Origin of the sequence: Faecalicatena fissicatena, from assembly GCF_016900595.1 — a bacterium.
GTDB lineage: Bacteria > Bacillota > Clostridia > Lachnospirales > Lachnospiraceae > Claveliimonas > Claveliimonas intestinigallinarum.
Map to the genome: position 1 here is coordinate 1 of NZ_JACLYY010000002.1, position 19,977 is coordinate 19,977.

The following is a 19,977-nucleotide window of genomic DNA, read 5'->3' on the forward strand; positions in this document are numbered from 1 at the left end:
TCACAAAAATGGCACTGGAAGGCTAAGGACCAGTGCCGTTTTTCAGATATGAAAGAGCCTTTTGATAAAAGAAAGGGTGCCCCTTTCCTATAAATTTAAAAATTCATAGTTTTGGGACACCCTCCTCAAATTAAATTACATCTTCTTTATTCTCTCGATCGCTGCCACTGTATTCTCGTAGGAGCCGAAGGCTGTCAGCCGGAAATATCCTTCCCCGCTGGGGCCGAAGCCTGAACCGGGGGTGCCCACCACGCCGGCATTCTCCAGAAGGTAGTCGAAGAACTGCCAGGAGGTCATTCCGGAGGGGGTCTCCAGCCAGATGTAGGGAGCGTTGACGCCGCCTGATACATTGTAGCCTGCGTCCTTCAGCCCCTGATAGATAACCTTGGCGTTGTTCATGTAGTATGCCACCTGCCCCTTCAGCTGGGCCTTGCCTGCCTCTGAGTAGACTGCCTCGCCCGCCTTCTGCACGATGTAGGGCGCGCCGTTGTACTTTGTGCCGTGTCGTCTTGCCCAAAGGGAGTGGAGCATCACATCACCGGACTTGATGTCCTTGGGCACGATGGTGGCGCCCAGACGCACGCCGGTAAATCCCGCGTTTTTGGAGAAGCTGCGCAGCTCGATGGCGCAGGTCCTTGCCCCCTCACACTCATAGATGGTGTGGGGAACATCCTCCTCGGAGATATATGCCTCGTAGGCCGCGTCGTAGATAATGACAGCGCCCACCTTATTGGCATAGTCCACCCACTCCTGGAGCTGTGCCTTTGTGATGGTGGAGCCTGTAGGGTTGTTGGGGAAGCACAGATAAATGATGTCCGGTGTCTCCTTCGGAAGCTCCGGCGCGAAATTTGTCTCCTTTGTGCAGGGCATGTAGATCACATCACTCCATGTCTCCGTCTTCGGATCGTAGGTGCCTGTTCGGCCTGCCATGACGTTGGTGTCCACATACACCGGATACACGGGATCGCACACAGCGATCTTGTTGTCCTTTGCAAAAATCTCCTGGATATTTCCGGAGTCACACTTTGCTCCGTCTGAGATAAAAATCTCGTCTGCCCTTATATCGCAGCCCTTGTCCTGATAGTCATTTTTTGCCATGGCGCTGCGCAGGAACTCATATCCAAGATCCGGCGCGTAGCCGTGGAACGTCTCTGCGTGAGCCATCTCATCCACCGCGCTGTGGAGGGCGTCGATGATGGCCGGAGCCAGAGGCTGGGTCACATCGCCGATACCAAGGCGGATGATGGATTTCTCAGGATTTGCCTCCTGGTAGGCCGCCACTTTTTTCCCGATAGTAGAGAAAAGATAGCTGCCGGGCAGTTTCAGATAATCTTCATTTACTTTGAACATCTCTTGTATTCTCCTTATCTTTTACTATGTTTTATACCTCGCCGTCAAACACGTGGACAGCGGGCCCTGTCAGCAAAATTTCGCCGGTATCCTCCCGCCACTGTGCCAACAGGTCTCCTCCTATTAATTTTACCGTAACCTGGCGGTCTGTCAAGTCATTTAATACGCCTGCCGCAAGAACCGCGCAGGCACCGGTGCCGCAGGACAGGGTCTCACCGCTCCCCCTCTCCCACACCCGCACCCTGACAGTCCCCCGATCCTCCACCTGGGCAAACTCCACATTCACCCGCCTGGGAAAGCGGCCGTGATATTCTATGGGCGGACCCAAACGCTGCAGATCCAGCCCTCTCACACGGCCTGTAAAAATGACCGCGTGGGGATTTCCCATGGAGATGGCGGTCATCGGGTACTCCACACCGCCAACCCGCACAGGCTCGCGTATCATGCAGGTGTGCTCCGAGATGGCAGGCACCTGGTCCGCCTCCAGCACCGGCTTTCCCATATTCACCTCCACCATGCGGATCTCCCCGCCTGCCGGAACCTCCTCCCCCGCAAACAGCCGCAGATGCCGGATGCCTGCCCCGGTCTGGATGTCCAGCTCTCTCTTATCTGTCAGCCCTCTGTCGTAGACGTATTTCCCCAGACAGCGGATCCCGTTCCCGCACATCTCTCCCCGGGAGCCATCCGCATTGTACATCTCCATAGCAAAATCCGCTCTTCTGGAAGGGCGGATCAGAATGAGGCCGTCCGCCCCCACCCCAAAATGCCGGTCGCTCAGTCGCCTGGCAAGGATATCCGGCTCATTGACCGTCTCCTCCAGACAATTTACATAGATATAGTCATTTCCCGTGCCCTGCATTTTCGAAAATCTCATAGCACGCCTCTGCCTCCTGCCGCAGACCTTCTCGTTTCATATATACGGCCGTAACTGCCTGTTTTAGAAGCGCGCTGCCCATGAAAACCAGCCTCGGCAAAAAGCGCCGCTGAAGACGAAAAAGCGGAAGCCCGCCAGCCATCCCCGGAGACCGCTCCGGGGCGCCTGAAAAGCTCCCGCCATTGGAAAACAACTTTGATTTACACCTTTGCCGTCAGCGTCTTTGCCGTCACACCGGGCTGCATGCCAAGCTTGCCGGAGAGCGCGCTGGCCACCTCTCCCGGCGCGTCCATCACCACACTGATGATAGACACATTTCTCTGGCGGTAGGGAATGCCCATCCTGCCCACGATGTACTGTCTGTACTCGTGGAGCAGGTCATTCACCGCCGCAGCGGCCTCCTCGTCCCTGACAATGATGCTGACCACCACTACTTTACTCTCCATCCTGCATCTCCTCCACGATCTGCTGCGCAAATGCGTCCAGCTCAGTCTCTCTTCCGTTCTGGAGTGCGGACCTGATGGAAATCTTTGTGTCCAGGAGAGTGATATTCTTCATCTCTTCCAGCTTTGCCGTGATAAGCCGGCCGGATGCGGCCGCCCAGGTTCCGTTTTCCATGAGAGCCACAGTCTTGTTCTGCACAGAGAGTGCCTTCATGTCCTCCAGCAGGTCGGCCATGGGCGGGTAGATGCCCCCGTTGTATGTGGAGCACGCCAGCACCACATGGCTGCACCGGAAGATCTCCGCAATGAGCTCTGACACATGAGTCCGGGACACATCGTACATCTTCACATCCTTCACGCCCTTGTCCGTCAGTCGGGAGGCAAGTGCGTCCGCCGCATTCTCCGTATTTCCGTAGATGGAGCCGTAGATGATGGCCACAGCCTTATCCTCGGGCTCATACCGGCTCCACTTGTCATACTTGTCCATGAACCAGGACAGACCGCTCCTCCACACCGGTCCGTGAAGGGGGCAGATCATCTGGATATCCACAGCTGCCGCCTTCTTCAGGAGAGCCTGCACCTGGACACCATATTTGCCCACGATATTTGCGTAATATCTCCTGGCATCCGGCAGCCACTCCCCCTCAAAGTCCACCTCATCGCTGAAAAGTTTTCCGTTCAGCGCACCGAAGGTGCCAAAGGCATCCGCCGAAAAGAGGGCCTTGTCCTTCTCGTCATAGGTAACCATGACCTCCGGCCAGTGTACCATGGGCGCCATGAGAAAATGGAGGGTGTGCGCCCCTGTGGCCAATGTATCGCCCTCCTTTACGGCCATCATCCGCTCTTCAGCGTCGAAACCGCTGACATCGTAAAACTGGCCGATCATCTGGAGTGCCTTGACACTGCCCACCACCTTTGCCTGGGGATAGGTCCTCATGACCTCCACGATCGTCCCGCAGTGGTCCGGCTCCATGTGCTGCACGATAAGGTAATCGAGGTCTCGCCCCTTCAGGGCATAGGCCACATTCTCAAGGAACTGCTGGGATGCGCTGCTGTCAACTGTATCCATCAGGACAGTCTTCTCATCCTGGATGAGATAAGAATTGTAGGAGACTCCGCGGGGAATGGGAAACAGGTTCTCAAAGAGAGCCAGTCTTCTGTCATTGCAGCCAACCCATGTAATGTCGTCTGTTACCTTTCTTGTGATCTGCATATACTAAACCTCCTGTTTATCTATCCGTTTTTTTGCCACTTTATTATACCATGGCCGCACGGCGCCATGGACCTCTGGCAGATGCGCGGCGGGTTTCTGCGGTTCCGCAGAAACCGCTCTATGCGCAGGTATAATAACCACGCTGTGGTTATTATACCATACTTATCCTTCTGTGTATGCTGAATTTTTGACGTATTTTTCGCAGCATAGCGGCAATTTACACAAAAAGGGACAGGCCTTTCCCTGTCCCTCGTATTTTTCCGGCTGTTCAGAATGTAAGCTCCATCCTGGTACCCTTTCCCAGGCTGCTGTCCACATGGATGGAGGCATTGTGGAGAATAGCTCCGTGCTTGACAATGGAAAGCCCCAGTCCCGTGCCTCCGGTCTCCTTGGAGTGGCTCTTGTCCACCCTGTAGAAGCGCTCGAATATCCGTTCCTGCTGGTCCTCCGGTATGCCTATACCAGTGTCAGTGACGATCACCTTCACTCCCTTCAGAGTGCTCCCCACCCAGACGTCCACCTTTCCGCCGGGCTTGTTGTACTTGATCGCGTTCTCACAGATATTGTAGATCATCTCGTTGAGGACCTGGCGTATACCCACGATGCTGACCGGCTCCCCGGACACCTCCACATGTACACTGTGCTTCTCCGCCTTGTGGGCCAGACGCGAGCACACCTCTCTTGTGAGGGCATAGAGATCAACCTCTTCCTTCTCGACCTCACCGCCGCCTTCATCCAGCTTGGAGAGCCGGATGATATCCTCAATGAGCACGATAAGGCGGCTGGCCTCATTGTAGATCCTCTCGGAAAATCCGCGCACATCCTCGGGCCTGACAAGCCCGTTCATCATGATCTCCGCATATCCGGAAATGGACGTGAGCGGCGTTTTCAGCTCATGAGAAACATTTGCCGAAAACTCCTTTCTCATATTTGCAATTGCTTCTTTTTCCTTATTTTGCTTGTCCATACTTTCTAACAATGGAGTCAATTCCTCATAAACATCATTTTCCAGGGGATGTTCCAGATCCAGTTTATTGATAGGTTCTATCAGCTTTGACACCTGCCATTTTGACAGCATCCAGGCCAGGCCTACCATCAGCACTGCTATCACTGCCATTCCCGGCAGGATCTGCAGCGCCGAGCCAAGAGCGCTGGAGATTGTTTTTGAGACCCGTAGGACCGAGCCGTCCGAGAGACGCTGCGCATAGTAAAACATCTGTCTGCCCAGCGTATCGGACTCGCGTATGTCCTGTCCCGCTCCGCTTTGGAACGCCTCCCGCACCTCCGGCCGGTCCGCGTGGTTCTCCATATCCTCCTGTCCCTCCGAGGAATCATACAGGACATCTCCGTCACTGCCGATCCAGGTGACCCTGGTCTCCTCCTGCTGGGCATCCATCTCCTCCAGATATGCGGACCCGGACGCCTCTATCGCCGCACAGATATACCCTGCCTCCTGCCTTGCTTCCTCCTCCATCAGCCCCACGTTCTGCCTGTACACGACAAACGTCAGGAGGGCCATGGAGACCAGGAGCGTGGCCGCAATAACAAGGATCATGCTCCGCTGTATTTTTCGTCTCATAAAATCTCCTATTCGCTCATGCGGTAGCCCACACCGCGGACAGTCTGTATCTGTTCTCCCGCACTTCCAAGCTTCTGCCTGAGAGTCCGGACGTGGACATCCACCGTCCTTGTCTCCCCGTCAAAATCATACCCCCAGATATCCTCCAGCAGCTGATCCCTTGTCAGCACGATATCCGGGTTTTTCATCATCCGCTTCAGGAGCTCAAACTCCTTCAGGGTCAGTGTGACTACTTGTCCGTCCGCCTGGACCTCATGCTTTTTCACATCCATGACAATGTGGCCCAGGGCAATCTTGTCTTCAATCTTCACAGAATTCTTTTTACTCCTGCGCAGCACCGCCTTGATCCGGGAGATCAGCTCCATCATGCCAAAGGGCTTTGTCACGTAGTCGTCAGCCCCCAGGTCCAGTCCCATCACCTTGTCGTACTCTGTCCCCTTTGCGGTCATCATGATCACAGGGATGTCCTGGGTCTTCACCGACGCCTTCAGCTGCTTGAGCAGGGAGATGCCGTCCTCTCCCGGGAGCATGATATCAAGAAGAATAAGCTCTGGCGTTTCCAGCGCCAGAGCCTCAAGAAAACTGCTCCCGTCCTCAAATCCGCGGGCTTTGAATCCTGTTGTCTCCAATGTATATACAACCAGTTCTCGGATGTTGCTGTCATCCTCCACACAAAAAATCATCAGTTTTCTCCCTCGTTATCCTTTATGCCTCGACCGCCTGCGCTCCTTTATGGACACCTGTGATGGAGAACTCCACCCACTCGGCGATGTTGGTGGCATGATCGCCGATACGCTCCAGATACTTGGCGATCATGATCAGGTCGACGCCCTGCTCTCCTCTGTTGCCCTCCGCGATCAGATTGATGATGCTGCCGCGGATGTCGTCAAAGAGCCTGTCGATATTGTCGTCTGCCTCCATGACCTGTCTGGCCAGCTCAAGGTCGCGCTCCACGTAGGCAGTCACGCTGTCATTTACCATCCTTGCCACACCTGCGGACATCTCCTCGATCTTCTTGACATCTCCCGCCTCGGACATGCCTGCGGATATAATGATCTCGGCAATGTCGGCTGTCTGGTCGCCGATGCGCTCCATATCCGTGATCATCTTAAGAGCTGCGGAAATCTGGCGCAGATCCCTGGCCACCGGCTGCTGCTGAAGAAGAAGCTTCAGGCAGAGACGCTCAATATCCTTCTCCATCTGATCGATCTCCTCATCTGCGGCCATGACTTTCTTTGCCTGTTCCAGGTTTCCCTCCACAAGGGCCTTTGTCACCCGGTTGATGGCCAGTTCGCAGAGCTCTCCCATACGTGTCAGTTGTTCGTTGAGCAGCTCAAGCTGCATATCAAATTTATTACGCATATCCTAACCAAACCTCCCTGTGATATAATCTTCTGTTCTCTTGTCTGAGGGGATGGAGAACAGTTTCTCTGTATCATTGTACTCAATGACCTCACCCAGCAGGAAAAATGCTGTATTGTCAGACACACGCACGGCCTGCTGCATGTTGTGTGTAACCATGACAATAGTATAGTCCTTTTTCAGCTCCATCGCAAGGTCTTCGATCTTGGAGGTGGAGATGGGGTCCAGGGCGGATGTGGGCTCATCCATGAGGAGCACCTCAGGCTCCACAGCCAGGGCTCTGGCGATACACAGCCTCTGCTGCTGTCCGCCGGACATGCCAAGGGCGCTGGTCTTGAGACGGTCCTTGCACTCATCCCAGATTGCTGCGTTCCGCAGGGATTTCTCCACGATGTCATCCAGCTTTGACTTGGAGTGCACGCCGTGGGTCCTGGGACCGTAGGCGATGTTGTCGTAAATGCTCATGGGGAAGGGATTGGGCTTCTGGAACACCATTCCCACACGCTTTCTCAGCAGATTGACATCCATCCCTTTGAAGATGTTCTGTCCGTCCAGCTCGATGCTCCCTTCGATCCGGCAGCCCTCCACCAGGTCGTTCATGCGGTTGATAGATTTTAACAGGGTAGATTTCCCGCATCCGGAAGGTCCGATAAAAGCGGTAATCTTATTGGCTTCTATTTCAAGATTTACATTTTTCAGAGCCTTGAAGTCACTGTAGTACAAGTCAAGGTTCTTAATACTTATCTTCGACATTTCCTTTACCTTTCCTATGCTTTAGTCAGTTTTCTTGCGATCACGCTTGACAGCGCGTTGATGCCTACAACGAGGACGAGCAGGATGACTGCCGTCGCGTACGCCTGGTCCATGTAGAGACCTTCACTGGACAGATTGTACATGTGCACAGCCAGTGTACGTCCGGAACCGAACACGCTGGTGGGCACCTGTGCCACTGTACCGGCAGTGTAGATCAGAGCGGCTGTCTCGCCTACGATACGTCCGATGGCCAGGATGATACCTGCCAGGATACCGGGGATAGCAGACGGAAGCACGATGCGGAACACGGTCCGCAGCTTACCTGCCCCCAGCCCGAAGCTTCCCTCACGGTAGGAATCCGGAACTGCCTTTAACGCCTCCTCCGTGGTCCTCATGATAAGCGGAAGGATCATGATGGACAGGGTAAACGCACCGGCCAGGAGTGAGAAGCCCCACCCCAGCGTGTTTACGAAGAAGAGCATACCAAACAGGCCGTACACGATGGAGGGAATACCGGAAAGTGTTTCTGTTGTAAGACGTATGACCTCCACGAACTTGTTGCCCTTGCCGGCATATTCCACAAGGAAGATAGCGGAAAAGATACCAAAGGGGATGGCAATGATCAGGGAGAGCAGCGTCATGATCACTGTGTTGATGAGGGCCGGCACTACCGACGCGTTCTCAGAGGAATATTCCAGCGAGAACAGGGACGGGGTGATGTGGGGCAGCCCGTTTACAAGGATGTATACGATCAGGAAGATCAGCACCGCAAAGGTAATGACCGCCGCGAGCATAACAAGAAGGAATACCACGAAGGAGCCCGGATGCTTCAGATAGGTATTGAACTTATCTTTTATTGTCATTTTATTACTCATGGTCCGCCCCCCTCTTAAGTAATGCCACGCTGAAGTTGATGATCAGGATGAACACAAAGAGCACAACGCCTGTAGCGATCAGCGCTTCTCTGTGCAGCCCTGTAGCATAGCCCATCTCCAGAACGATGTTTCCTGTCAGGGTACGGATACCCTGGAGGATACTGGCTGTCAGACGGGGCTGGTTGCCCACGATCATGATGACTGCCATGGTCTCGCCGATAGCCCGGCCGATGCCCAGGACAATGCCTGCGATCACACCTGATTTTGCCGCCGGGATGATGACCCGGAAGATACTTCTCTCCTTTGTCGCTCCCAGAGCGAGAGAGCCCTCATAGTAGTGGGCGGGCACCGCTCTCATGGCGCTCTCTGTTGTGCCGATGATGGTCGGGAGGATCATCATGCCGAGGATAAGGGAGGTAGTCAGGATGCTGTTTCCGTCTCCCGCACGGTCCACCAGTCCCAGGCTCTTTAATGTCCGTCCGAACTCGCGGATGAGCGGCACAACGACCACCAGGCCGAAGAAGCCGTACACAACGGACGGGATGCCTGCCAGCAGCTCCGTGGCAGCCTTCAGCGGTTTATAGATCTGCTTCGGACAGTACATAGCCATGAAGACAGAGGTGAGTATACCGATGGGCACACCGAAGATGATGGCCCCCGCTGTCACATAGAGACTTCCGATGATCATCGGGAAGATGCCGAACAGCTCATTGTTCGGGCGCCAGATATCACCCGTAATAAACTTTACAAATCCGATTTCACCAATTGCAGGGATACCATTTGCAAAAAGAAAGATACAAATGAGTGCTACCGCCAGCACCGAAGCGCAGGCGGCAACTAAGAACACTCCCTGCATGAATTTTTCAGTCCATGCTTTAGATTTCATTTTTTACTTTTTCCTCTTATCTTATAGTAGGATTACTCAGCGATCTCATCCCAGGAGAATACTTCGCCTGTGTAGATCTGTTTTACCTGGTCAGATGTCATCTCGTCTGTCGGGTTGTTGTTGTTTACGATGACTGCAATACCGTCTGTAGCGATCACGGTCGGTGTAAGCTCAGCAGCCTCATCCTCCTTCAGCTCTCTGGATGCCATACCGATGTCGTAGCTTCCCTCGATAGTGGATGTCATACCTGTTGTGGAGTCAGATGTCTGGAGCTCGATGTTAGCGTTGGGGTTCACTTCTTTGTAAGCCTCTACCAGCTTCTCCATCAGAGGAGATACAGAAGAGGAACCACCTACTACACAGTCGCCTGCCGGCGCTGTTCCTGCATATGCCTCAACGTCTGCCACCGGGATGTAGCCCTCGTCAGATACAACCTGCTGTCCCTCTGTGCTCATGATGAAGCTCATGAAGTCTGCGGCAACCTCGTTTGTGCTGTCAGGCTTTACTGCTACATTGAAAGGTCTGGATACCTTGTAGGATCCGTTCTCAATGTTCTCTGCTGTGGCCTCTGCCCCGTCAATAGAAAGAGCCTTCACGCTGTCGTCGAGAGAGCCAAGAGAGATATATCCGATGGCATATTCGTTCTCAGCTACGGTTGTCATCATAACGGAGGTGTTGTTTGTGATCTGGGCGTCTGCTGTTGTCATGTCGACCTTCTCGCCATCTACTTCCTCCTCGATTCCAAAGAGCTCCACAAAAGCTCCTCTTGTACCTGATCCATCCTCACGGGATACGATGGTGATATCATTGGAGGCATCCCATTCGCTTGCCGCGTCTGCGCTGCCGCTGTCTGAGGATGTGTCGTCAGAAGAGCTGCTGCCGCATCCTGCGAGCATGCCTGTCATCATTCCTGCTACTGCCAGTACTGCCATAAACTTTTTCATTTTCATGGTTTTTAATCTCCTTTTGTTTCCTGCGAAATTTTCTATGTATTTTCTTGACAGTAGCTATCTTATAAGAGCAATGTTAAATCTGAAATCAGCTGAATGTTAAATCTACGTAAAATTTTGAAAGCCTTGTAGAAATTATACTGTCAAAAAAATACCCTTCCCACACAGGGCACACCCGGTGTCCCCATATGGAAAGGATATCCAATTTTTCCGCATATTACACATTTTCAGCTATTTTACAGGAATTCCCTTTTTCGCACGCTGCCCACTGTCAGATCCAGCGTATCAGAGTCTCTTCTCGAAGTTTCCATCCACCGCACATCCCTCTGTAAATATCATAAACGCATTGGGGTCAATGCTGTGCACGATCTGCTTGATCTGCCCCATCTCATACTTGGAGATCATGACGAACAGGATGTAGGAGGTCTTGTTGGTGTAGGCCCCCTCCCCGTCCCAGTTGGTGACGCCCCGGCCCAGCTGCTCCATGATGGCCCGGGAAATGCCTGTCTTCTTCGTAAAGATCATGACGCTCATATTGATGTTCTGGATGTGGACATGGTCAATGGCCACAGACAGGATCGTAGTGTAGATCAGCGAGTAGATGACGATCTCTATGTTGAACATGAAAAGACAGATGGCGTACACAAAGATGTTCATCAGGATATTGATCCTGCCCACGCTGAAGCCGGGATACTTCTTCGTACAGCACAGGCCGATGATATCCTGCCCGCCGCCGGAGCTCCTGCCCCGAAGCACAAGCCCTGTCCCGGTGCCAGCCACGATGCCGCCGATGATGCAGGACGTCAGGTAGTCGTCCACAAGCGGGGCGGCAGGTATGGGGACAATGGTGAGGAACACACTCTGTATGCCGACCGTGATCAGCGTCTTTACGGCAAAGCCCCGCCCCAGAACCCGGTAGCCCATGTAAAAAAGCGGTATGTTCATAATAAAGTAGATAAAGCCCGAAAGATCCACCCCCGCCGGCACCGGCACGTGCAGCCCCTGGACGATGAAGGTCCTAAGCAGCTGGGCAATACCCATAAAACCGCCGTTGTACAGGCCCAGCGGAGTGATCAGCACATTGACGCCAAAGGCAAACAGAAAGCTGCCTCCCACCGCGTAGACCCCCTGGGTGATCAGTTCTTTTTTTCTCGCATCCAACTTACCGTTCATTTCTCCTACCCCCGTTTTTTTTCTCATTCCTGTGTCTTTGTAGTTCCTTTTTCTTCCTTTAGAGCAAAAGGGACTTAAGCCTCCTGCTTAAGTCCCTGACTGCTGTTCTTCCAGACACGCCTGTATCGCCTCGTTGAGCGAGAGCATTTTCTCGTCCAGTGTAGATACCATCTCCGCACATTCGCGGAGGTCACGGCTGATATATTCCGGCGCATTTCCCTCGAATTTATAATAGATCTTATGCTCAAGACTGGCCCAGAAATCCATCGCGATGGTCCGGATCTGGATCTCCACCTTTGTGTCCACCACACTGTCTGAGAGGAAGATAGGTACGGACACCAGCATGTGGTAGCTCTTGTACCCGCTGGGCTTTGGATTTTTGATGTAGTCCTTGATGGACAGCACCTTCAGGTCGCTCTGATTGCCGATCATCTCAGCCAGCTTGTAGATATCTGACGTAAATGAGCAGATCAGCCGCACCCCGGCGATGTCATTGACGTACTTTACCATATTCTCAATGGATGTCTCGTAGCCGTACCTCTTCAGCTTCTTGACAATGCTCTCTGCCGTCTTGATCCTCGTCTTGATGTGTTCGATGGGATTGTACTGATGGACATGCTGGAATTCATCATTGAGGATCTCCAGCTTCGTCCCTACCTCCTTCAACGCCGAAGAATAGAGGAACATGATCGTCTTCCAGCTGTCTACATCCTCGTAAATCTTGATTGGTGTTTCCATAGCTGCTATCTGTACTCCTTACTATGCCACGGGCCGTATGTATATTTCTTTTATCCCTATGGCAGACTGCTTACATAATAGTATATCACAATCCGGAAACAATGTCATAGACTTCACACTTATTTAAGAAAGTAATTATATTCGCTCCGGGCAGGGACAAAGTTTAAAACTCTATCCCCGCCCTGGCGCTCCTGCCCTCATCGTAGGGATGCTTCACCTTCCGCATCTCCGTGGCGTAATTGGCAAGCTGCATCAGCTCGTCTGACACGTGGTGGCCTGTCATGACCACCTCCAGCCCTCTGGGCTTGTGCTGCAGGAAATGGATCAGCTTCTCCTCGCTCAGGAGCCCTAAGTCCGCCGCGCAGACCGCCTCATCCAGAACAAGGACGTCAAAATTGATGCAGAATTTGGCGATCTCGTCCAGTGCCTTTGTGTTGTAATGCCTGTACTCTGCCTTCTCCTCCCTGTTCATCTGGTTGTAGAACTTCACATGCCGTTTTCCCGGCAGGCAGGTCACATTGGGGATCTGCTCCAGGATCTTCCGCTCATTTGAAGTATTATTTTTCATAAACTGGAAGACAAGGACCTTCAGCCCGCTGCCCGCTGCCCGGATCGCCTGCCCCATGGCCGCCGTGGTCTTCCCTTTCCCGTCTCCGTAATAGATGTGTATCAGTCCGGTACCTTTCATTTCTATACCCCCTTGACAGTTCTTCTGTATTCCCTTACTGTTTTCCTCCTCAAGGCACTCTGTAAGCTATTTTAAAATCTATCGCCCGGGAAGTCAAGACAGGATCTCCACCTGGCACATGGCCATGGTCTGGAGGGCCGCCTCGTGGCTGGCAGGGGTGACGCCCGCGCAGCAGGAGCTTCTCACCTTCACCGGCAGCTCCGGGACAGCCGCCTTGATGAGAAGGGCGTTGGACACCACACAGATGTCCGTGCACAGCCCTGTCAGCTCCACCTCATCGTAGCCTCCCTTTGCCACATACTCCATCAGCTCCAGGCTCCCGAAGGAGGGCTTGTCTATCACGCGCCCGGCAAATTCTCTCAGCTCGCCGACGATCTCCCAGCCCTCTGTGCCCCGGATGCAGTGCTCCACCGGGAGCTTCCTGCCCTCCTGGGTCTGAAGATAGTCCGCCGGGTGGGTATCCCGGGTAAAGAGAACCTCCCAGCCCGCCTCCACAGCCTGAAGGATGCGGTCCCTCACCAGGGGAACGATGGCCTGCGCCTCCTTTGTCCCCAGGCTCCCGTCCACAAAGTCCTTCTGCATATCTACCACGATCAAAAGCTTTTTCATGCTCTGTACACCTCTTTCCTCTTTCTTTAATAGATACACTATCCCGGATAAATTTGCAAGTGCCTTGTCCGGATATTCCTGCTTTAGATTTTCTTCAGAAATTTTAGAACTTAATAATCATATCTTCATTTTTTCTTTAGATGACTGTCACAGATTGGACATATTTCCCCTATATACTAAGAACCATCAAAGAAATGAAGTTGACGGGAGTACATAGATATTGGTTCTTGGATTTTCGCCAGCTTCGCCTAAAGACATTAAGTTATATTTAGATAGATTTACCTTTTTTCTCTTATTTCCTTTTTTCTGAGGCAGCCGGAAGCGGCTGCCTCTTCCTTTTGTCCCGCCCCGGTGCTATAATGGTTAGACAAATACCTCAGAAAGGATGGAGCACATGTTTCGTTTATGGGCAAAAGAGTTTAAAGGGGGCCGGATGGTGCAGGATACGGTGATCTGCGATGACAGAGAGGACACCCGCACTCACAAAATTTTCCGCGCGCTGGATGAGATATGCTATGCCTTTGACCTCAGCAAGCCGATCTGGCTGGACTCCACCATCGCCGAGTTCAAGAGACACAGCAAGACAAGGTTTTATCAGGACAATTTTGTGGACTCCATTGAGTTTGACTATCTGGAAATCCAGGTAATAGAAGAAGACTGATCCCCAAGGGACCAGTCTTCTTTTTGTCTTTTTTATCTCACCCGTTCTGTATGGCCGCCAGCGGGCTCAGCTTCATAGCCCGCAGGGCCGGGGCATAGCCTGCTCCCATCCCCACCAGCATGGAAAATCCCACTGCCGCTAGAACCAGCCAGGGGGGAATGAAGGAAATCCCTCCGTCCGCCCCCATGACGTTCTTTGCCGCCGTCAGGGCGTTGATGACAGCGGACACAGCAAAGCTCAGCACACATCCCGCCGCGCCTCCCATCAGTCCGATGAAGGCCGCCTCCAGAAGAAACATCTGGCGGATATTTTTCAGGCTGCAGCCCAACACCTTGATGACGCCGATCTCCTTTGTCCTCTCGTAAATCGACATCATCATAGTGTTGGCGATACCGATGGCCGCCACCAGGAGAGACACTGCGCCAATGCCTCCCAGCACCGCCTGGATGATGGCCAGCTGGCTTTTCATGCTCTTCATGAACTCGGCGTTCGTCTCTGCGTTGTATCCCATCTGCCGGATGGCGGCCGCCACGCTGTCCGCCTGGTGGATGTCGTCCACCCGCACAAGGGCCTGGGTGTAGCAGAATTCCCTGTAGGGCTTTCCCGACTTTGTGACCGGCTGCCCCGGCAGAGGGCGGCCCGCGAATTCCTTTTTCAGCATTTGCTTCAGCGTGTCCAGATCACAGTATACGCTGGAGAAATGCTCGCCGTAATCCTCCAGGCTGCCCTCTACCACGCCACTGGCCTGCACCGCGTACTTGCGCACTGGCCTGCCCGCTCCTCCGCCACTGTCCGCGCCGGCGCCGCTCTGTCCGGAGCTGCTCCCCTGAACCGACACCTGGGCTCCCTCGCCTCCTCCGTTCTCTCCGGGGAGGCCGGCCGGGGACATACCACCTTCCCGGCTCCGGCTGTAGCCGCTCTCGTCCAGCACAAGAAACAGGGTATCACGGGCCAGATCGATATCCGGCTGTCCCCCGGATCCATCGTAGAAGCTGCCGCCCCTGCTGTCCGTAAATGAGGTGAGGACGCCGTTCCCATAGACAAGCTCCAGCTTTCCCGCCCCAGTCTGCGGAAGACGCCCGCCGGGGGCCAGCTTTATGTTCCTGCCCTCCAGTCCCTCCGGCGTCATGCCGGTGAGCTGGACCATCGCCTCATAGCCGCCTTTCAGGAGGACAGCCGACACAGTGTAGACAGGCTGCACGCTCTGCACGTGCCCCATTCCGGCCAGCTGGGTTACGAGCTGATCTGTCACCTGCTTCTGCTCCTGCCCTGTCTTTCCGCCGGAGCTGGCAGGAGCTCTCTCTCCCGCCTCCCTTCCGGTGACGGTGATGGTGTTTAGCCCCCCTGTCTCCTCGATCTGCCTGTACATGGCTCTCTGCATCCCCAGCCCGAGAGAGAACATGACCACAATGGAGGTGGTGCCGATGATGACTCCCAGCACAGTCAGGAAGGTTCGCAGCTTTCTCTTCAGCAGACTGCTGCTACTCATCCTCAGAAGGTCCATCCAGCTCATACTGCACCTCCTCTTCCGCTGCCCTTTTCTTTCTTCTCCACATCAGCGCTGCCGCTGTCCCAGCCGCGACCGTCAGCACCGCTGCCGCCGCGGGCAGAACGGGAAACGGGCGGGCCGCTTCCATATCTGTCTGGCTCCAATCTACAGTCTCCACAGCCGCCGCCACCTCCAGCTGCAGCTCCTTCTCCGCCTTAGAGACCTTTCCCGCCTCATCCTCATAGGTCAGGGTCATCTTCACCTTCTCCGGTCCCTTGGTCTCCTTCTCGCCCTCCAGCATGGCGTCTATAGCAGCGCTCGCCCCCGGCTCCACACTGCCCACAAAGAGCTCTTCCTTCTTGATGCCCTTTCCCTCAAACACAGCCTTTACATTGTAGAGCTTTACTCTCCCCAGATTGTAGAGGCTGCAGGACACGTTAGACTCTTCGCCGGGACTGATGACAGCCGGCGTCACCTCAAAATCACTGAACTCGAACCTTGCCTCCTGCCTGACCGGGATGGAGATGCTGGACTGGGCCTCGATCTGAGACGCGTTCTGATCCTCATATTTCATGGCAAGATTGATGCTGTAGGGCTTCTGCACCAGGTCCGCCTTGGCGTTCAGCTGTATGGAAATATCCGCGGTGCCTCCTGCCCCAATCTGGTCCAGATAGAGAGAGCTGGCGCCTGATGCCGGCAGAAAGGCGGGGGCTGTTGTCTGCTCGTCCCTCCCCTCCGTGGGGGCTGCAAGCTCAAAGAGAATGTTGCTCACCCTGGAGGATTTAGACGTGTTCTTCAGGTGGATCGTCAGCTTGAAATCCGTTCCCGCCTTCACCTCTCCCGGGTCTGTGTCAAATCCGGTGACGATCACCCTGGGCACTGTGCCTGACGCAGACTGTCCGCCGCCTGTCACAGGACCGTTCTCAAAGCCTCCCGCCAGGGCCGGCATGGACCCGTCATCAGCCTGCGCCACTGCGGCCGCCGGCATCCATCCCCCGGATCCGTCCTGTTCCCCTCCGGATCCCTGCCAGCTCTCCCCGGCGCTTCCCTGAGACTGGGAGCTGTCCGGCGTCTTTCCGCTCTCCTGTGCGGCCACATTTACATAGAAGGAGCTGCTGCCCCCGATGTCCTCCTGTCCGTCTCCCACAGCGGACACGTCAAAAACCACCCTGTACCGTCCCGGAGCGGCGTCCGGTCTGGCCGTAAACCCGAAGGACGCCTGCCACGTCTCCCCGGGCGCCATGCTTTCCTTCTCCGCCTCATAGCTCTGGTATTCTGTCGCAAAGGGCCACTGTCCTTCCTCTCCCTCCAGCCTCGGGACTGCCTTTACATTCTTCAGCTCCTCCGTTCCGCTGTTCTTCAGCTCCAGGACAAAGCTCTTCGTCTCTCCCTGCCTGTATGTAGTGACTTTGTTCTCCGGAACAGATACCTGTATCCTGGCGGATGCCGCCCTGGCCTCTCCCTGGGGCATCAGCGCCATTCCAAACACAACTGCCGCCACAGCTCCTGCTGTGATCCTCTTAAACCATTTCTTCATCTTCTGTACTCTCCTTTTTCTTTACTTCAATACTCACGATCTTCCCGTCAATGACTTTGATGATCCTGTCTGCCCAGGACGCGAGCTGGGGGTCGTGGGTCACCATCACCAGGGTGCATCCCTGCTCCCTTACCACCTTCTGCATCAGGGACATGATCTCCCTGGATGTGCGGGAGTCCAGATTGCCCGTGGGCTCGTCCGCGAAGATGATCTCCGGGTCAGACACAAGAGCCCGGGCCACGCCTACCCTCTGCTGCTGGCCTCCCGACATCTGATTGGGAAAGTGCTTTCTGTACTTCCCCAGCATGACCCTATCCAGCATCCGCCGGGCCCTCAACGTTCTCTCTCTTTTCTTCATCCCCCGGAAGCTTAAGGGGAGCGCCACATTTTCCTCCGCGTCCATGGACGCGATGAGCTGGTAGGCCTGAAAGATAAAGCCCACGCGGCGCCTGCGGAAGCTGACAAGCTGCTCTTCGTTCATCCTCTCCAGGTGGCACCCGCTGATGACCACCTCCCCCTTGGTAGGCTTCTCAAGCCCCGCCAGCATATTCAGGAGTGTGGATTTCCCGGATCCGGATGTTCCTACGATGGCGCAGAACTCACCCTTCTGGATCTCAAAATCCACGCCATCCAGGGCCCTCACCGTCTCCTCTCCCAGGTGGTACAGCTTATACAGATTTCTGACTCTGATCACGCTCTGCACGTTCAACCCTCCTTTTATCCTTCTGTTTTATTCTTCTGTGTCCGCCTCCCATATCCCGGTCAGGAATGAGTGCACGACAAGGTGAGGGTATCACATAAATCCTAAGGCTTTGCTTGCAATTTATTTAAGATTTTATGAAGATAAGCGAACCGCATTTTCCATTACTTTTTCATCTTGGGCTCAAACACGAGGGAGGCCAGATACCCGAAAATGAGGGCAGCCGAAATTCCGGCGGCGCTGGCCTTGAAGCCACCCAGGAAAATACCGATAAAGCCCTCCTTTTCCACCGCCTCCTTCACTCCGTTCCAGAGAGTGTTTCCAAATCCAAGCAGCGGGACTGATGCGCCGCCTCCGGCGAACTCCACAAAGGGCTGATAGATGCCCAGAAAGCCCAGCACCGCCCCGGTGCACACGAGAAGGACCATGACCCTCCCCGGCATGAGCTTTGTCCGGTCCAGCAGGATCTGGACAAGGGCGCAGATGGCGCCGCCCACCCAGAACGCGTTGATATACTCCATCCTATTCATCCTCCTTCCAGTCCGGGCACTGCTCCAGCACAATACCGTGGGCGATTCCCGGGACGCTGGCCCCCTCGTTGTAGCTGACTGTGGACATGAGAGCCCCTGTGGGTACAAAGAGGACCCGCCTCCACTCCCCGGATATGATTTTGGGCAGGATGTAGGCAGAGAGGGTCACTGCCGCGCATCCGCAGCCGCTTCCTCCCGCATGGGTATCCTGGGACTGCTGGTCAAAGATGAGCTTGCCGCAGTCCAGATGGAGTCCGCTGATGTCGATGCCCTTCTCCCGCATCAGATCCAGAAGGATGCTCTGGCCCACATACCCCAGGTCTCCGGTGATGATCCGGTCGTACTCCTGCGCCTCCCGCCCGAAATCCTCCAGATTGCAGGCAATGGTGTCCGCCGCCGCGGGGGCCATGCAGGCTCCCATATTCTGGGAGTCCTTGAGACCGAAATCCACGATCTTCCCCACCGTCACGCCGGCGATCCGAACCGGGCCGGGCCTGCCTCCCACCAGGAAGGCGGCGCTTCCTGTCACTGTCCACTGGGCCGACAGAGGCCGCTGGCTGGCGTAGCTCAAAGGAAAGCGGAACTCCTTTTCCGCCGTCCCGAAGTGGCTGGAGGTGACTGCCAGCATGTACTCCCCGTACCCTGCCGCTGCACTCATGGCCGCCAGCGCCAGCGCCTCCCCGGAGGTAGAGCAGGCGCCAAAGAGGCCGAACAGAGGGATCTGGAGCTCCTCCGCCCCCATGGAGGTGGCGATCCCCTGGCGGAGAAGATCCCCGCCGTACAGGCAGCGCACCCTGTCCGGGGTCAGATGGGCCTTCCCCAAAGCCAGCACACAGGCCTCCTTCTGGATGCGGCTCTCCGCCTCCTCCCATGTCCTTTCCCCAAAGAGGTCATCCTCCCCGGCCATGTCAAAGAGCTCCCCCAGGGGCCCCTCGCTCTCCTTCTTCCCCACCACCGAAGCGCTGCTTATGATGCAGGGCGCCTCGGCAAAGGCGAGACTCTGAGCTCCCTTTGTCCGCTGGATCATTGGATCACCCCCATTTCTTCCGCAATCCACCAGGCCAGCCCCAGAAGAGAGCTGGTAAAGATCCCGTAAAGGATCACAGGACCGGCGATGGTAAAGATCTTGCAGCCAATCCCCATGACCTGCCCCTCCTTCTTGTACTCAATGGCGGGAGCCGCCACGGAGTTGGCAAATCCTGTGATGGGAACAAGGGCTCCCGCGCCGCCCCACTTGGCGATCCTTCCGTACAGGTTAAGGCCTGTCAGGAGCACGCTCAAAAAGATCAAGAGGACGCAGCACCAGCCTCCGCTCACATCCTTGTCCAGCCCCAGCCTTTCACCGTAATTTAAAATGAATTCCCCCAGGGTGCAGATCACACCCCCTGTGAAGAAAGCCTTTGCCATATTCAGAGGCAGGCAGTGCACGGGAGTCTTCTTTTTCACATAGTCCCTGTACGCCTGCGCTTCCGTTTCTGTCCTGTTTGCCATATCCATCTCCTCCTGCCTGTCTTTTCCTGCTGCTGCCTCCCTGCCGCTGCCTCCCGCCGCTGTCCTTTGCCACTCC

General features: G+C 55.0%; 22 protein-coding genes. 1 reads left to right on the top strand and 21 read right to left on the bottom strand.

Annotated features, from left to right (window positions below):
- Nucleotides 1-135 precede the first annotated feature (135 nt).
- From H7U36_RS01925 to H7U36_RS01995, 15 genes are all read right to left on the bottom strand, one after another.
- Nucleotides 136-1,350, bottom strand: a complete 1,215-nt coding sequence (locus tag H7U36_RS01925; RefSeq protein ID WP_138302878.1) for an LL-diaminopimelate aminotransferase — start codon at nt 1,348-1,350, stop codon at nt 136-138.
- Nucleotides 1,351-1,381: 31 nt separating this feature from the next.
- The gene (gene dapF / locus H7U36_RS01930) at nt 1,382-2,224 is read right to left on the bottom strand and encodes a diaminopimelate epimerase (RefSeq protein WP_205155636.1); all 843 of its coding nucleotides are present in this window, start codon (nt 2,222-2,224) and stop codon (nt 1,382-1,384) included.
- Between the two features lie 200 nt (nt 2,225-2,424).
- Nucleotides 2,425-2,670: a TM1266 family iron-only hydrogenase system putative regulator gene (locus tag H7U36_RS01935; protein ID WP_087175344.1), complete on the bottom strand. Its 246-nt coding sequence runs from the start codon at nt 2,668-2,670 to the stop codon at nt 2,425-2,427.
- Nucleotides 2,660-3,880, bottom strand: a complete 1,221-nt coding sequence (locus H7U36_RS01940) for an FprA family A-type flavoprotein (RefSeq protein WP_205155637.1) — start codon at nt 3,878-3,880, stop codon at nt 2,660-2,662. The genes H7U36_RS01935 and H7U36_RS01940 overlap by 11 nt, the downstream gene beginning before the upstream one ends.
- 268 nt (nt 3,881-4,148) lie before the next feature.
- Nucleotides 4,149-5,459, bottom strand: coding sequence for a sensor histidine kinase (locus H7U36_RS01945; RefSeq protein ID WP_033125699.1), 1,311 nt, complete (start codon nt 5,457-5,459; stop codon nt 4,149-4,151).
- Between the two features lie 8 nt (nt 5,460-5,467).
- The gene (locus H7U36_RS01950) at nt 5,468-6,142 is read right to left on the bottom strand and encodes a response regulator (RefSeq protein ID WP_087175341.1); all 675 of its coding nucleotides are present in this window, start codon (nt 6,140-6,142) and stop codon (nt 5,468-5,470) included.
- 22 nt (nt 6,143-6,164) lie between these two features.
- Complete coding sequence (gene phoU, locus H7U36_RS01955; protein WP_205155638.1) at nt 6,165-6,821, bottom strand: phosphate signaling complex protein PhoU; 657 nt, start codon at nt 6,819-6,821, stop codon at nt 6,165-6,167.
- Between the two features lie 3 nt (nt 6,822-6,824).
- Nucleotides 6,825-7,574: a phosphate ABC transporter ATP-binding protein PstB gene (gene pstB, locus H7U36_RS01960; protein ID WP_076776197.1), complete on the bottom strand. Its 750-nt coding sequence runs from the start codon at nt 7,572-7,574 to the stop codon at nt 6,825-6,827.
- Nucleotides 7,575-7,588: 14 nt separating this feature from the next.
- Nucleotides 7,589-8,449, bottom strand: coding sequence for a phosphate ABC transporter permease PstA (pstA, locus tag H7U36_RS01965; protein WP_033125695.1), 861 nt, complete (start codon nt 8,447-8,449; stop codon nt 7,589-7,591).
- On the bottom strand, nt 8,442-9,335 hold the full coding sequence (pstC, locus tag H7U36_RS01970) for a phosphate ABC transporter permease subunit PstC (protein WP_076776194.1): 894 nt from the start codon (nt 9,333-9,335) through the stop codon (nt 8,442-8,444). Before pstC ends, pstA begins: the two co-directional genes overlap by 8 nt.
- A 32-nt stretch (nt 9,336-9,367) precedes the next feature.
- Nucleotides 9,368-10,285 (bottom strand): substrate-binding domain-containing protein, encoded by a 918-nt coding sequence (locus tag H7U36_RS01975; RefSeq protein WP_033125693.1) that lies wholly within the window; start codon nt 10,283-10,285, stop codon nt 9,368-9,370.
- Between the two features lie 285 nt (nt 10,286-10,570).
- Entirely contained in the window at nt 10,571-11,458 is an 888-nt protein-coding gene (locus H7U36_RS01980; RefSeq protein ID WP_033125724.1) for a YitT family protein, read from the bottom strand.
- 87 nt (nt 11,459-11,545) lie between these two features.
- Nucleotides 11,546-12,196 carry a GTP pyrophosphokinase gene (locus H7U36_RS01985; RefSeq protein WP_033125692.1) on the bottom strand — a complete coding sequence of 217 codons (651 nt, stop codon included), beginning with the start codon at nt 12,194-12,196 and terminating at the stop codon, nt 11,546-11,548.
- 163 nt (nt 12,197-12,359) lie between these two features.
- Complete coding sequence (locus tag H7U36_RS01990) at nt 12,360-12,884, bottom strand: cob(I)yrinic acid a,c-diamide adenosyltransferase (RefSeq protein ID WP_033125691.1); 525 nt, start codon at nt 12,882-12,884, stop codon at nt 12,360-12,362.
- Nucleotides 12,885-12,977: 93 nt separating this feature from the next.
- A complete protein-coding gene (locus H7U36_RS01995; RefSeq protein ID WP_205155640.1) occupies nt 12,978-13,493 on the bottom strand; it encodes a cysteine hydrolase family protein in 516 nt (171 codons plus the stop codon).
- 394 nt (nt 13,494-13,887) lie between these two features.
- On the opposite strand from H7U36_RS01995, the gene H7U36_RS02000 reads away from it, so the two are divergent.
- Nucleotides 13,888-14,154: a hypothetical protein gene (locus tag H7U36_RS02000; RefSeq protein ID WP_033125689.1), complete on the top strand. Its 267-nt coding sequence runs from the start codon at nt 13,888-13,890 to the stop codon at nt 14,152-14,154.
- A gap of 37 nt (nt 14,155-14,191) precedes the next feature.
- On the opposite strand, the gene H7U36_RS02005 is transcribed toward H7U36_RS02000, so the two are convergent.
- From H7U36_RS02005 to H7U36_RS02030, 6 genes are all read right to left on the bottom strand, one after another.
- Nucleotides 14,192-15,667, bottom strand: coding sequence for an ABC transporter permease (locus tag H7U36_RS02005; protein WP_205155641.1), 1,476 nt, complete (start codon nt 15,665-15,667; stop codon nt 14,192-14,194).
- Nucleotides 15,636-17,180, bottom strand: a complete 1,545-nt coding sequence (locus H7U36_RS02010) for a COG1361 S-layer family protein (protein WP_205155642.1) — start codon at nt 17,178-17,180, stop codon at nt 15,636-15,638. The genes H7U36_RS02005 and H7U36_RS02010 overlap by 32 nt, the downstream gene beginning before the upstream one ends.
- Nucleotides 17,164-17,883, bottom strand: coding sequence for an ABC transporter ATP-binding protein (locus H7U36_RS02015; protein ID WP_081958013.1), 720 nt, complete (start codon nt 17,881-17,883; stop codon nt 17,164-17,166). Before H7U36_RS02015 ends, H7U36_RS02010 begins: the two co-directional genes overlap by 17 nt.
- Nucleotides 17,884-18,044: 161 nt before the next feature.
- Nucleotides 18,045-18,401, bottom strand: a complete 357-nt coding sequence (spoVAE, locus tag H7U36_RS02020) for a stage V sporulation protein AE (RefSeq protein WP_033125685.1) — start codon at nt 18,399-18,401, stop codon at nt 18,045-18,047.
- Nucleotide 18,402: 1 nt separating this feature from the next.
- Nucleotides 18,403-19,437 carry a stage V sporulation protein AD gene (locus H7U36_RS02025; protein ID WP_207750573.1) on the bottom strand — a complete coding sequence of 345 codons (1,035 nt, stop codon included), beginning with the start codon at nt 19,435-19,437 and terminating at the stop codon, nt 18,403-18,405.
- Complete coding sequence (locus tag H7U36_RS02030; protein ID WP_033125684.1) at nt 19,434-19,907, bottom strand: SpoVA/SpoVAEb family sporulation membrane protein; 474 nt, start codon at nt 19,905-19,907, stop codon at nt 19,434-19,436. Before H7U36_RS02030 ends, H7U36_RS02025 begins: the two co-directional genes overlap by 4 nt.
- Nucleotides 19,908-19,977: the final 70 nt, after the last annotated feature.